The 12,912-nt window shown below is 73.3% G+C and carries 9 protein-coding genes; 5 read left to right on the top strand and 4 right to left on the bottom strand.

What is annotated here, in order from left to right:
* Positions 1-10: 10 nt before the first annotated feature.
* A complete protein-coding gene (gene treZ, locus OG885_RS11320; RefSeq protein WP_405729946.1) occupies positions 11-1,756 on the bottom strand; it encodes a malto-oligosyltrehalose trehalohydrolase in 1,746 nt (581 codons plus the stop codon).
* Between the two features lie 132 nt (positions 1,757-1,888).
* Between treZ and OG885_RS11315 the strand changes: the two genes are divergently transcribed.
* From OG885_RS11315 to OG885_RS11305, 3 genes are all read left to right on the top strand, one after another.
* Positions 1,889-2,440 (top strand): FHA domain-containing protein, encoded by a 552-nt coding sequence (locus OG885_RS11315; RefSeq protein ID WP_399950954.1) that lies wholly within the window; start codon positions 1,889-1,891, stop codon positions 2,438-2,440.
* Positions 2,441-2,618: 178 nt separating this feature from the next.
* Positions 2,619-3,977, top strand: a complete 1,359-nt coding sequence (locus OG885_RS11310) for a M14 family zinc carboxypeptidase (protein ID WP_405742690.1) — start codon at positions 2,619-2,621, stop codon at positions 3,975-3,977.
* On the top strand, positions 3,974-4,396 hold the full coding sequence (locus tag OG885_RS11305; RefSeq protein WP_405729942.1) for an SSI family serine proteinase inhibitor: 423 nt from the start codon (positions 3,974-3,976) through the stop codon (positions 4,394-4,396). Before OG885_RS11310 ends, OG885_RS11305 begins: the two co-directional genes overlap by 4 nt.
* 103 nt (positions 4,397-4,499) lie before the next feature.
* Here OG885_RS11305 and OG885_RS11300 read toward each other — a convergent pair whose 3' ends face one another.
* Both OG885_RS11300 and treY read right to left on the bottom strand, forming a co-directional pair.
* Positions 4,500-5,750, bottom strand: coding sequence for a M14 family zinc carboxypeptidase (locus OG885_RS11300; protein WP_405729939.1), 1,251 nt, complete (start codon positions 5,748-5,750; stop codon positions 4,500-4,502).
* A 369-nt stretch (positions 5,751-6,119) separates the two neighbouring features.
* Positions 6,120-8,468, bottom strand: coding sequence for a malto-oligosyltrehalose synthase (gene treY, locus OG885_RS11295; protein ID WP_405729937.1), 2,349 nt, complete (start codon positions 8,466-8,468; stop codon positions 6,120-6,122).
* Between the two features lie 81 nt (positions 8,469-8,549).
* Here treY and OG885_RS11290 point away from each other — a divergent pair, with 81 nt between their 5' ends.
* Complete coding sequence (locus OG885_RS11290) at positions 8,550-9,794, top strand: MFS transporter (RefSeq protein WP_405729934.1); 1,245 nt, start codon at positions 8,550-8,552, stop codon at positions 9,792-9,794.
* On the opposite strand, the gene glgX is transcribed toward OG885_RS11290, so the two are convergent.
* A complete protein-coding gene (gene glgX / locus OG885_RS11285; protein ID WP_405729931.1) occupies positions 9,791-11,911 on the bottom strand; it encodes a glycogen debranching protein GlgX in 2,121 nt (706 codons plus the stop codon). The genes OG885_RS11290 and glgX overlap by 4 nt on opposite strands.
* Positions 11,912-12,092: 181 nt before the next feature.
* Between glgX and OG885_RS11280 the strand changes: the two genes are divergently transcribed.
* Positions 12,093-12,905, top strand: a complete 813-nt coding sequence (locus OG885_RS11280; protein WP_405729928.1) for a Tat pathway signal sequence domain protein — start codon at positions 12,093-12,095, stop codon at positions 12,903-12,905.
* The last annotated feature ends 7 nt before the right edge of the window (positions 12,906-12,912 follow it).

Below are 12,912 nucleotides of genomic sequence, written 5' to 3'. Positions count from 1 at the left end.
TCAGGCACCCTCACTCCTGGAGCAGCACCACGCACGACTCCCCGGGCAGCTCCAGCACGCCGTCCGCCCCCGGCGCCGCCACCGGCTCCCACGCCGCCAGCACACGCGCCTGACGGGGCCCCAGCGGGATCGCCGCGGTCTCCTTGGCCAGGTTCACCGCCACCCGTACGTCACCGCGCCGGAAGGCCAGCCAGCGCCGCTGCTCGTCGTAGGCCACCTTGGTGTCGGCGAGGTCCGGGTCGGTGAGGTCGGGCTGTTCGTGGCGCAGCGCGATGAGCAGGCGGTACCAGGCGAGCACGCGCGCGTGGGGTTCGTCCTGCGGCTCGGACCAGTCCAGGCAGGAGCGCTCACGGGTCGCCGGGTCCTGCGGGTCGGGCACGTCCTCCTCGGCCCAGCCGTGCGCCGCGAACTCCCGCCGCCTGCCCCGCCGTACGGCCTCGGCCAGCTCCGGGTCGGTGTGGTCGGTGAAGAACTGCCAGGGCGTCCCGGCCGCCCACTCCTCGCCCATGAACAGCATCGGCGTGAACGGCGCGGTGAGCGTCAGGGCGGCGGCGCAGGCCAGCAGGCCGGGGGAGAGGGAGGCCGAAAGCCGGTCGCCCTGGGCGCGGTTGCCGACCTGGTCGTGGGTCTGGCTGTAGCCGAGCAACCGGTGCGCGGCCACACGGTTGCGGTCCAGCGGGCGTCCGTGGTGCCGCCCGCGGAAGCTGGAGTAGGTGCCGTCGTGGAAGTACCCGTCGGCCAGTGTCTTGGCGAGAGCCGCGAGGGGGGCCTTCCCGAAGTCGGCGTAGTACCCCTGGGACTCGCCGGTCAGCGCGGTGTGCAGACAGTGGTGGAAGTCGTCGTTCCACTGGGCGTGCAGTCCCAGGCCGCCCTCCGCGCGGGGCGTGACCAGCCGTGGGTCGTTCAGATCGGACTCGGCGATCAGGAACAGCGGCCGGCCCGTCTCGGCGGCGAGGGCGTCCACCGCCGTCGACAGCTCCTCCAGGAAGTGACACGCGCGCGTGTCCGCCAGCGCGTGCACCGCGTCCAGGCGCAGCCCGTCCAGCCGGTAGTCCCGCAGCCAGGCCAGCGCACTGCCCGTCAGATACGCGCGCACCTCGTCGGAGCCCGGAGCGTCCAGGTTCACCGCGGAACCCCACGGCGTGTGGTGGGTGTCGGTGAAGTACGGGCCGAACGCGGGCAGGTAATTGCCGGACGGACCCAGGTGGTTGTGCACGACGTCCAGGACGACGCCGAGCCCGAGTTCGTGCGCCCGGTCCACGAACCGCTTCAGCGCCTCGGGGCCGCCGTACGGCTCGTGCACGGCCCACAGCGACACGCCCTCGTAACCCCAGCCGTGCCGCCCCGGGAAGGGGCACAGCGGCATCAACTCGACGTGGGTGACGCCCAGTTCCACCAGGTGCTCAAGTCGGCCCGCCGCCGCGTCCAGGGTGCCCTCGTGCGTGTACGTGCCCACGTGCAGCTCGTACAGGATCGCGCCCGGCAGGGGGCGCCCCGCCCACTCCGTACGCCACACGTGACGCCCCTGGTCGACGACCGCGCTCAGCCCGTCCGGGCCGTCCGGCTGGCGGCGCGAGCGCGGGTCCGGCAGCACGGGGCCGTCGTCGAGCGCGAAGCCGTAGCGGCTGCCGTCCGCCGCCTCGGCCTCGCCGCGCCACCACCCCGCGCGTTCGGGATCGCGCTCCAACGCGCGCGTGGCGCCGTCGCACTGGAGCGTCACACGGTCTGCCTGCGGTGCCCACACCTCGAACTGCACGGACGGTTCCCCTTCGTCTGCTCACCGTGATGTAGCCCGTCCATGGTGCTTCAAACGCGATCAGTTCGCGCGCGTGGCGGCCGTTCTCGCGTTTTCTGGACACCCGGCGCCCACTGCCCGACAATCACGAACGTGACGTCGTCCTTCGAGTTCAACACGTACCCCGCGCGGCTCTCCGACGCGGAGCGCGACAAGGCGCTGAAGGTGCTCCGCGACGGCGTCGCCATGGGACGGCTGTCGCACGACACGTTCATCCGGCGGATGGAACTGGCGCTCTCCGCCCGCCGCTCGGACGAACTCGCCGCGCTCACCGCGGACCTGCCCTCGGAGAGCCGCCTCTCCCGTGTGGTCTTCGGCTCCGTCGAGGCGGTCTCCGGCTTCACCCAGCGGCTGCGCCGCGCCTGGCAGGCCGAGCGGCTGCCCAAGCTGCTGCTGCCCCACCCCGGCGGCGGTCACCCGCTGCGCATCGGCCGCGACCCCGCCAACGGCCTCCGCCTGAGCCACGAGACGGTCTCGCGCGTACACGCCGAACTGAGCCGCCAGGGCGGCATGTGGGTGCTGCGCGACCTCGGCTCCACCAACGGCACGACGGTGAACGGGCGGCGTGTCATCGGGGCGGCCGTCGTCCGCGAGGGAGACCAGGTCGGCTTCGGGCGCATGTGGTTCCGGCTCGCCGCCGACTGAGGCGAACACCGGGCCTCTGATGGAGGCGAACCTTAGCTCTGGCCTGGGATTTGCTCGCTGTAGAACGTCCAATTCCCTTTGCCTGCGGCAGTGTTGACGTACCCCTCAAGTCGTGACTGACTGTACGTCCACCCTGCACACCAGGTGAACCGACGGCACCACATCGTGGAGGTGTGCCCTGTCGCCCCTCCTCCGCTACCCGTCCGTCGACGAACTCGCCGCCCGTGCCGTCGCACTCGTCGCCCGCCATCCGCGCGACGCCAGGCTCCGCGCCGTCGGCACCTCCCGCGCGGGCACGCCCCTGTGGCTGCTCTCCGTCGGCCACGGCGCCCGGCAGGCCCTCGTCGTCGCCGGCCCGCACGCCAACGAACCCGTGGGCGGTGCCACCGTCCTGCACCTCGCCGAGAGCGCCCTCGCCGACCCCACGCTCACCGAGGCCGCCGACGCCACCTGGAACCTGCTGCTCTGCCTCGACCCCGACGGACTGCGCCGCAACGAGGGCTGGCTGCACGGCCCGTACACCCTCGGCCGCTACTTCCGGCAGTTCTTCCGGCCCGGCTTCCTGGAACAGCCCGAGTGGCTGCCCGACGGCGCCGCCGCGGTCACCCTGCCCGAGACCCGCGCCCTGCTCGACCTCCAGGACGAGCTGCGGCCCTTCCTGCAGTGCTCCCTGCACGGCGTCGACGTCGGCGGCGGCTTCGTCGAGCTCACCCACGACCTGCCAGGACTCGCCGGGCGCGTCGCCCGTATCGCGGGCCGCCTCGGCATCCCGCGCGAGCTCGGCCCGTACGACACCCTGTACTGGCCCGGCCTCGGCCCCGCCGTCTACCGCATCCCGCCCCCGCGCCGCGGCGACCTGGCCGCGGCCATCACCGAGGCCGCCGTCGAGTCCACCTGGTTCCACCCCTACCGGCACGGCACCGTCACCGCGGTCGTCGAGGCCCCCATGTGGGGCGTGGCGACCGTCGAGGACGGCACCCCGCCCGTCGACGCGGACACGGTCCTGCGCCTCGTCAGCCGCACGCTGCGGCACGACACGGGGCTCCTGGAGCGGCTCCTCGCCCGCATCCGCCCACACCTCGCCGCCGTACCGGACGCGGAACGGCTGCTCGCCCCGGTGGACGACTATTTACTGGTCTGCCCCGGTCTCGCGGACGCCTGGGACCCCGATGTCGCCGGCGCCGACGGCGGTCACCCGCTGCCGCCGCTGAGCACCGCCCACCTGGCCACCCTGCGCATCTCCGGCCGGCGCCTCGCGCTGCGCACGGCGGGACTGCTGCACCAGCTCGTCACCGCCGCGGGCGCCGACCCGGCCGGTGTGCTGCCCGAACTGGACCGGCTCATCGACGCGTGGTGCGCCGACTATCTCGACGGCTGCGGGGCGCGCTGGATCCCCGTCGCCCGCCAGGTGGAGTACCAGGCGCGGGTGGTGCAGGCCGCGTTCGAACTGGCGGCCGGGCGGCATGCGCGCGTGGGCTCTCGTTCGGGTGAGTCGGGGTGGGGTTCCCAGGCGGCCGTGCCGATGCATCTGGAATGAAGAACCGCACCGCATCGAAGGCGGCCCGGAGCGCTCTGCTCGCCGCGACCGCCGCCCTCCTCGTCACCGGCACGACCCCCGCCGAGGCGACCGCGCGGGACGCCCGCGCCGGGAACTGGCTCTACCTCACGGTCACCAAGGGCGACGCCCGCTCCAGCGACACCCGCGGCACCCTCCTGCTGTGCGACCCGCCCCAGGGGCACGGACACGCCGCCGAGGCCTGCGCCGACCTCGCGGCGGTCGACGGCGACATCACGGCCCTTGCGCCGAAGGACGGCTACTGCCCGATGGTCTACGCCCCGGTGACCGCACACGCGCGTGGGGAGTGGAACGGACGGCCCGTCGACTACGCCGAGACCTTCTCCAACGGATGTGTGATGGCCGGACGCACCGGACCGGTGTTCGCGCTCGACAGCTGACCCCGCGCTCGGGGCCGGTGTTCGCGCTCGACGGCTGACCCCGTGCTCGGGGTCGGTGGTCGCACCGGTACGACCCGCCCCGCGCGAGGTGACGAGGCGGCGCTCACGCGGCCCGGTCGCGCGCGTGCAGCGCCGCCGCCACCACCGTGCGGGACTGGTGCTCGATCTGGTGCTCCAACGGCACCCAGCGGGCCCGGAACCGCTCCGCGAACGCCTCGCTCCAGGTCGCCACGAGCCGCTCCAGGCGCGGCGCCGCACGGTCGTCGTGCTCCGTCAGCACGCGCAGCAGCATCGACGCCGCCCGCAGCGGCAGCCGCCGGGCGAACGCGTCCACACTGCCCACGTACGCGCGCGTGTTGTCGGCCGGAACCGTGTGCGCCCAGTCCGCGGCCAGCCCCGGCACCAGCTCCAGCCCCCACTTCGCGGCCCGCAGCAGCGGCCCGTCGACGCCCGGCAGCCGGGGCAGCGCGTCGGTCAGCACCCGCTCCACCTGGAGCGTGTCCTGAAGCAGCCGTCCCGCCAGCCGGCGCAGCGCCACAGCAGGCGCCGGATGCGGCACCGGATCGTCGACCAGGTCGCTCGCCCACATCGGCACCTCGACGATCGCCGTCAGCCCGCCGTACCGGTGGGCGTGGTACCAGGTGCTGTTGCGGGCGTCGTCCGGCATGCTCGGGTACGCCGCCCCGGCACCCGGCGCGGGCATCACATGCACGCCGGGCCCGGACGCGGGCCAGCCCGCGGCGTCCGAGGCGCCGGTCTCCACCGGGATGTTGAGCTCCGCCGCGGACTTCGCGAACGGCTCGGCGAGCCCCGGTATGTCCTTGGTCAGCTGCACCCAGCTGCCGCCCAGGTCGGTGCCGTGCAGCGTGACCTGGAGATAGGGGCGCAGCTCGTCGATGACCCCGGTCAGCGCGCGCGTCTCGGGCGGCAGCCGGTCGGGCGGCAGCACCGCGGGCGACCACTCCGGCTGCTCCTGCCCCGCGGGCCGGAAGAAGCCGCGGTGGTAGTCGAACAGACTGCGCGGCGCCGGCGTCACATGAAGGCTGGCCCCGTCGGGGTCCGCGCACAGCAGGAAGTGCCAGGACGTGTCCGCCCGCAACTCCCGCTCCCGGACGACCCGTTCGGCGACGTCGAGAAGGGTGGCGCCGCCGGTGGGTTCGTTGGCGTGGGCGCCGGCGACGACGAGCACGGCACGTGCCGCCCGGCCCACGGACAGCAGCAGCAAGGGCCTGCCCGCCCGTGACCGGCCGACCTGCCGCAGGGTGCACAGGGCGGGCCGATGAGCGGCCAACGCCCGTGCGGACGCGACGACTTCGATCTCTGTGGGGTAGCGCAGCTCCGGCAGGAGACTCACCCCCGAAACATCCGCCCGGCTTCGCAATCCGCAGTACCCCACGGTCTCCGTGGACTGTCAAGGACGCACCGGGGGAGGCGCCTGGGGGCGCCCAGATGCATTGGCCGCCGACAGGAAGGTCCGTGGGGGCTCGCGGGGGTGCCGGATCCCGGTGGAGCGGGGTCGCGGGCACCGGCGCTCGACATGACGCGCGTATACGCGCGCGTACCGCGTCGCCGAGCACCGGTACGGACGCCTGCGGCCCAGGAGCGAACCGTGTGCGGTCGCTCGTCACCACGCGCCGGCCGTCCCGCACGGGCCCCGGGAGCACGCGCGGGTGCGCGCCCGATCACCGGGACCGGGCCCCGGCGCGCGGTGAACGCGCACGCCCTAGCCGACCCTCTCCAACAAGGCCACCGGCGACCCCTCGAAGAGCTCCGCCACGCGCGCGTGCCCCGTGAACTCCCGCTCCGGAGCGAGCACATCGGCCCACCTGCCGGGCGGCAGCGGCAACCGGGTCTCGCCCCAGCCGCCCGCCTCCGCCAGCCGCAGCGACAGCCGGGTGACGGCCGTGACGACCTCCCCGGAGCGGGCGAACGCCAGACAGTGGGCCGCCGCCGCACCCTCGGCGGCCAGCGGCGCGTACGTCGCCGAGTCACCGAAGACGGCGGGCCGCCGGGCACGCAGCCGCAGGGCCGCCGCGGTCAACGCCCCCTTCTCGCCGGGCTCCTCCGGCGGGAACCGCACGGGCCGGCGGTTGTCCGGGTCGACCAGCGCCCGGTACTCGGCCTCCGTGCCCTGGTAGACGTCGGGCACCCCGGGCATCGTCAACTGGACCAGCGCCGTGCCGAGCACGTTCGCCCGCACCGACGGCTCCACGGTGCTCCGGAAGGCCGCCACGTGCTCGCCTGGCGCCCCGCACGGCCCCGCCGCGACGAACGCCGCCACCGCCTCCTCGTAGGGCGGCTCCTGCTCGGTCCAGCTGGTGTAGAGCCCGGCCTCGCGCACATGCTTCAGCAGCGCCCCCCGCACCCGCTCCCCGCTCGCCGGACCCAGTCCGAACACCGTCTGCCAGGCCGCCCACGCCAACTGCGCGTCCGGAACGCCTTCGCCGGTCCGGGTCACCTCGGCCAGCACGTCGGCCCAGCGCTGCGGGCACTCCGTGAGCACCGCCAGCGCGGCCCGCACGTCCGCGCTGCGCTTGGTGTCGTGGGTCGACACCACGGTCCCGGTCGCCGGCCAGTCCCGCTGCACGCGCGCGCAGTACGCGTGGAACTCCTCCGGGGACACCGCGGGAGCGCCGGGGTTCCCGCCCACCTCGGTCGCCGACAGCAGCGGCACATAGCGGTAGAACGCCGTGTCCTCCACGGACTTGGCGCGCAGCGCCGACGACGTCTGCGCGAACCGGGCCCGGAACTCCGCGTGCTCAGGACCGTCACCCGCCCGCCCGAGCACCAGATCCCGTACGACGTCCACCGCGCCGGCCTCCTCCGGGACCACGAAGGCCTGCCGGGCCTCCTCGGCGGCCTCCTCGGTCACGACGGACGCGGCGTCGACCGAGGTGTACGGGCGGTAGACCTCCAGCCGCACCAGCAGCTCCTGGAGCGCGGTCCGCAGCGCCCAGGGCGCACGGTCGCGCAGCGCGGGCTCCGGGGACGTGGCGCACAGCCGGACCGCCACCCGCGTGAGCCGCTCCATCTCGGCGGCCAGCTCGTGCGTGAGCACCTTGTACGCGGCTCGCCGAACCGTCGCCTCCCAGTGGCCGCCCCGATCGGTCTGCGGGGCCGCGAACCGCCGGTACTGGCCGAGGAGTTCCCCGAACCCCGCCGGGTCCGTGAACACCCCGTCCACGTGCCGCAGGGCGTCATAGCCGGTGGTCCCCGCGACGGGCCAGGACGCCGGCAGCGGCTCACCGTCCGCGAGGATCTTCTCCACGACCGTCCAGCGCCCGCCGGTCGCCTCGTGCAGCCGCAGCAGATACGCGTCCGGGTCGGCGAGACCGTCGGGATGGTCGATCCGCAGCCCGTCGACCACCCCCTCGTGCAGCAGCTGGAGGATCTTGGCGTGGGTCGCCTCGAACACCTCCGGCTCCTCCACCCGCACCCCGATCAGCTCCGAGATGCTGAAGAACCGCCGGTAGTTGAGCTCGGTACGGGCCAGCCGCCACCAGGCCAGGCGGTACCACTGCGCGTCGAGCAGCTGCGGCAGCGGCAGGTCCCGCGTCCCCTCGCGGAGTGGGAAGACATGGTCGTAGTAGCGCAGCACGTCACCGTCGACCACCAGCTGGTCCAGCTGTGCCCCCAGCGGCCCGCCGAGGACCGGCAGCAGCACCTGGCCGCCCTGCGCCTCCCAGTCGATGTCGAACCAGCGCGCGTACGGGGACTTGGGGCCCTCCCGCAGCACCTCCCACAGGGCCCGGTTGTGGCGCGGCGCCATGGCCATGTGGTTCGGCACGATGTCCACCACCAGCCCGAGGCCGTGCTCCCGCGCGGTCCGCGCGAGCGCGCGCAGCCCCTCCTCGCCGCCCAGTTCGCCGCGCACGCGCGCGTGGTCGACCACGTCGTAGCCGTGCGGGGAGCCGGGGACGGCCTCCAGCACGGGGGACAGGTGCAGGTGCGAGACGCCGAGCGAGGCGAGGTACGGTACGGCCGCCGCGGCGGCGTCGAAGGGGAACTCGGGCTGCAGCTGAAGCCGGTAGGTGGCCGTCGGCACCGCCGGGTCGGGTCGCGCAGATGTCATGCAAACCTACGTACCCGCCCCACCGGCTTTCGTGTCATCGGCCCCTGCACGTCCCCACGCACGCGTGGCTAACTTCGAGCGATGACGACCATGGGACGCGCCTACCGCGAGGTCATCGGCCTGACCGGACCCCTGCTGCCGGTGGTGTCCTTCCTGGCCCGACTGCCCACGGCCACCGTCCAGTTCGGCAGCGTCCTGCTCGTCGCCCGCACCAGCGGCTCCCTGGCCGTCGCCGGGCTGACCGGAGGCGCGCTCGCGCTCGGCCAGGTGGCCTGCGGCCCGCTGGTCGGTCGGCTCGCCGACCGGCACGGCCAGCGCACGGTCGTCCTCGCCTTCTCCCTCGGCAACGCCCTCGCCCTCGTCGCCCTCGTGGCCGGTGCGCTCGCCCGGCTGCCCACGCCCGCGCTCGCCCTCCTCGGCGCGACGACGGGCGCGACCGTCCCGCTGATCGGCCCGCTGGGCCGCGCCCGTCTGGTCGCCCTGGCCCGCCGCGCGCACGCCCCCGACAGCACGGTGTCGACCGCCCTGTCCTTCGAGAGCACCCTCGACGAGATCTCCTTCGTCCTCGGCCCGGCCCTCGTCGGCGTCGCCGCGGTGCTGGCCCACCCCGCGTACGCCCTCGGTGGAGCCGCCCTACTGGTCGCCGGATGCGGCAGCGCCTTCGCCCTGCACCCGACGGCGACGGGCCGCGCGGTGAAGCCGCACGCCGGCCGCACCGCCCGTTCCCGCATGCCGCGTTCCGTGCACGCCCTGCGCGCCGCCCTCGCTCTCCAGGGCGCCATGTTCGGCGCCTGCCAGGCCGGCATCACCGCGCTCACCGAGCGGCTCGGGCAGCCCGACCAGGCGGGGCTCGTCTACGCCGCCATGGGAGTGATGAGCGCCGTCGCGGGCCTGTCCATGGCGGCCGTCCCCGCGCGCGTGGGGCTCGGGACGCGCTGGCGGGTGGCGACCGCGGCCGCCTTCGCGCTCTCCCTGCCGCTGCTGTGGACCGACGGCCTGGGCACCCTGTACGCGGCCGTCACCGTCCTCGGTGTCGCCTACGCCCCGCATCTCATCACGGTGTTCGGGCTCACCGAGCGCACGGTGCCGCCCCCGCGGCTCGCCGAGTCGATGGCCTCCGCGACCAGCGCCCTGGTCGCCGGCCAGGCCCTGGCGCTGGCCGGCACCGGCCGCCTCGCCGAGACGTACGGCCCCGCCGCGGCGTTCGGGACGGCGAGCCTGGCGGCCGCACTCGCCTGTGCGACCGCCCTGACGGCGCGGCCGACGCAGTACGAGCCGGAGAGCCCCACGACAGGCCACGCGCGCGTACCCACCAGCCGGCGTTAGACCGGCCGCTGCAACACCGTCATGCTCCGGTCCACCAGCGTCAACCGGTCCCCGGCCCGTACCTTCGGGCCCGCGTCCGGGGGGATGCCGTCCGCGCGGGCGGTGTCGACCACGACCTGCCACTGGCGGCCGTGGTTGACCGGCACCACGAAGTCCAGCGTCTTGTGCGAGGCGTTGAACATCAGCAGGAACGAGTCGTCGCCGATGCGCTCCCCGCGCGGGCCGGGCTCGGAGATCGCGTTGCCGTTGAGGAACACCGAGATCGCCGACGCCTTCGCCCGGTCCCAGTCCCGCTGCGTCATCTCCTCGCCCTCGGGGGTGAACCAGGCGATGTCGGACAGCTCGTCGTGGGTGCCCTCCACGGGCCGGCCGTGGAAGAAGCGCCGCCTGCGGAAGACCGGATGGTCCCGGCGCAGCCACACCATCGCGCGCGTGAAGGCCAGCAGATCGCCGAAGACCTCGCCGCCCTCCTCCGGCCAGTCCACCCACGCCAGCTCGCTGTCCTGGCAGTAGGCGTTGTTGTTGCCGCGCTGGGTGCGGGCGAACTCGTCGCCGTGGCTGAGCATCGGCACGCCCTGGGACAGCATCAGCGTGGCGATGAAGTTCCGCATCTGGCGGGCGCGCAGCTCCAGGACGTGCGGGTCGTCGGTGTCGCCCTCGGCCCCGCAGTTCCAGGACCGGTTGTGGCTCTCGCCGTCCCGGTTCTCCTCGCCGTTGGCCAGGTTGTGCTTGTCGTTGTACGCGACGAGGTCGTGCAGCGTGAAACCGTCGTGACAGGTCACGAAGTTGATGGAGGCCAGCGGGCGGCGACCGTCGTCCTGGTAGAGGTCCGAGGAGCCGGTCAGCCGGGACGCGAACTCCGCGACCGCGCGCCGCTCACCGCGCCACAGGTCGCGCACGGTGTCGCGGTACTTGCCGTTCCACTCGGTCCACAGCGGCGGGAAGTTGCCCACCTGGTAGCCGCCCTCGCCGACGTCCCACGGCTCGGCGATCAGCTTCACCTGGGAGACCACCGGGTCCTGCTGCACCAGGTCGAAGAACGACGACAGCCGGTCCACCTCGTGGAACTGCCGGGCCAGGGTCGCCGCGAGGTCGAAGCGGAAGCCGTCGACATGCATCTCGGTGACCCAGTACCTGAGCGAGTCCATGATCAGCTGGAGGACGTGCGGGGAGCGCATCAGCAGGGAGTTGCCGGTGCCGGTGGTGTCCATGTAGTAGCGGGGATCGTCGGTGAGGCGGTAGTACGACGGGTTGTCCAGGCCCCGGAAGGACAGCGTCGGGCCCAGGTGGTTGCCCTCGGCGGTGTGGTTGTAGACGACGTCGAGGATGACCTCGATCCCGGCCTCGTGCAGCGCCCGGACCGCCGACTTGAACTCCAGGACCTGCTGGCCGCGGTCGCCCCAGGAGGCGTACGCGTTGTGCGGGGCGAAGAAGCCGATCGTGTTGTAGCCCCAGTAGTTGTTCAGCCCCATGTCGACCAGCCGGTGGTCGTTGACGAACTGATGGACCGGCATCAGCTCCAGTGCCGTGACGCCCAGCTCCGTCAGATGCTCCAGGATCGCCGGGTGCGCGAGGGCGGCGTAGGTGCCGCGCAGTTCCTCGGGCAGACCCGGGTGGCGCATGGTCAGGCCCTTCACATGGGCCTCGTAGATCACCGTGTGGTGGTAGTCGGTGCGTGGGCGGCGGTCGTCGCCCCAGTCGAAGTACGGGTTGACCACGACCGAGCTCATGGTGTGCGGGGCGGAGTCCAGGTCGTTGCGTTTCTCGGGTGCGTCGAAGTGGTAGCCGTAGACCTCCTCGCCCCACTCGATCGAACCGCTGATCGCACGCGCGTACGGATCGAGCAGCAGCTTCGCCGAGTTGCAGCGCAGTCCGCGCTCCGGGGCGTACGGGCCGTGCACCCTGAATCCGTACCGCTGTCCCGGCATCACTCCGGGCAGATACGCGTGCCGTACGAACGCGTCGGACTCGCGCAGTTCCACCGCCGTCTCCGAGCCGTCGTCATGCAGCAGACACAGCTCAACTCGGTTCGCGGCCTCCGTGAAGACCGCGAAGTTCGTGCCGGCGCCGTCGTACGTGGCACCGAGTGGATATGCCTCTCCAGGCCAGACCTGCATGGACACGACTCTTTCAGCTCGTCGCCGCCGCCGGGGCGCCTTGACCACGAGTCTCCCCGAAAGTGATGGAACCTCCTATGACTTACGTCCCTCTTACCGATCGACCACGGCATACCCGGTATGCCGAAAAGTGTGGGGCAGACACGTACTCCCGGGATCGAAGGGGGAGTAGGGGGAAGATGTGCGCAAGATAGTGCACCGCCACCTGGGCAAGGTGGTGGCGGGTGCGGCCATTGCGGTGGCCTCGACCGCCGTCATGGTCGGCGTCACCCTGCCGGGGACGGCGGGCGCCGACGAATCGGGCGGGACCAAGGGCGACGGCAAGACGGCCGCCGCCCAGCAGCTGGGGCAGGACGAGCAGGGCGCGCCCGTCGCGCCGGGCGTCGTCCAGGCGGCCCCGGACGAAGGGGACAAGGGCAAGGGGAACGACCCGCTGACCGACGACGAGGTCGCGCGGGCTCAGAAGATCGCCGTGAACCGGCAGACGTTCGCCGCGAGCGAGAACGCGGCGGGTGAGCGCGGTCCGCAGCAGCTGACCGTCGACCTCGCCGAAGCGGAGGCCGGCGGCGCGGACACCTCCCGGCGCGCCGACGTGTCGTACTACGACTACCGGGACGACACCCTCGTCACCAAGACCGTCGACCTGGACACCGGCAAGGTCGTGGACTCCACCGAGCAGCAGGGCGTCCAGCCTCCGCTGAGCCGCGCCGAGAGCAGCGAGGCGGCGGCCCTGCTGATCGCCGACCCGCTCGGGGCCGGCCTCAGGGCCGACTACAAGGACGCGATGGGCAAGGAGCTGACCTCTCCGGACCAGCTGCGGCTGAGCGGCGGCGTCTACCGGGCCACGCCGGGCGGCCAGCCCGCCGTGCTGGACCAGTGCGGTGAGCACCGCTGCGTGCGGCTGTTCACGAAGGTCAAGAACGGGCCGTGGATCGACACCACAGCCCTGGTGATCGACCTGAGCGCCCACAAGGTGGGCGAGCTCAAGCACTGAGCCCGAC

Origin of the sequence: Streptomyces sp. NBC_00028 (assembly GCF_045041065.1) — a bacterium.
Lineage (GTDB): Bacteria > Actinomycetota > Actinomycetes > Streptomycetales > Streptomycetaceae > Streptomyces.
Note: the sequence above shows the minus strand (reverse complement) of the source record. Positions and strands in the feature narration are given on the sequence as shown.

What these genes read in the sequence shown, in the direction of transcription:
- glgX (WP_405729931.1), bottom strand. Translation starts at nt 11,911, where the DNA reads ATGCAGGTCTGGCCTGGAGAGGCATATCCACTCGGTGCCACGTACGAC.
- treY (WP_405729937.1), bottom strand. Translation starts at nt 8,468, where the DNA reads ATGACATCTGCGCGACCCGACCCGGCGGTGCCGACGGCCACCTACCGG.
- OG885_RS11305 (WP_405729942.1), top strand. Translation starts at nt 3,974, where the DNA reads ATGAAGAACCGCACCGCATCGAAGGCGGCCCGGAGCGCTCTGCTCGCC.
- OG885_RS11290 (WP_405729934.1), top strand. Translation starts at nt 8,550, where the DNA reads ATGACGACCATGGGACGCGCCTACCGCGAGGTCATCGGCCTGACCGGA.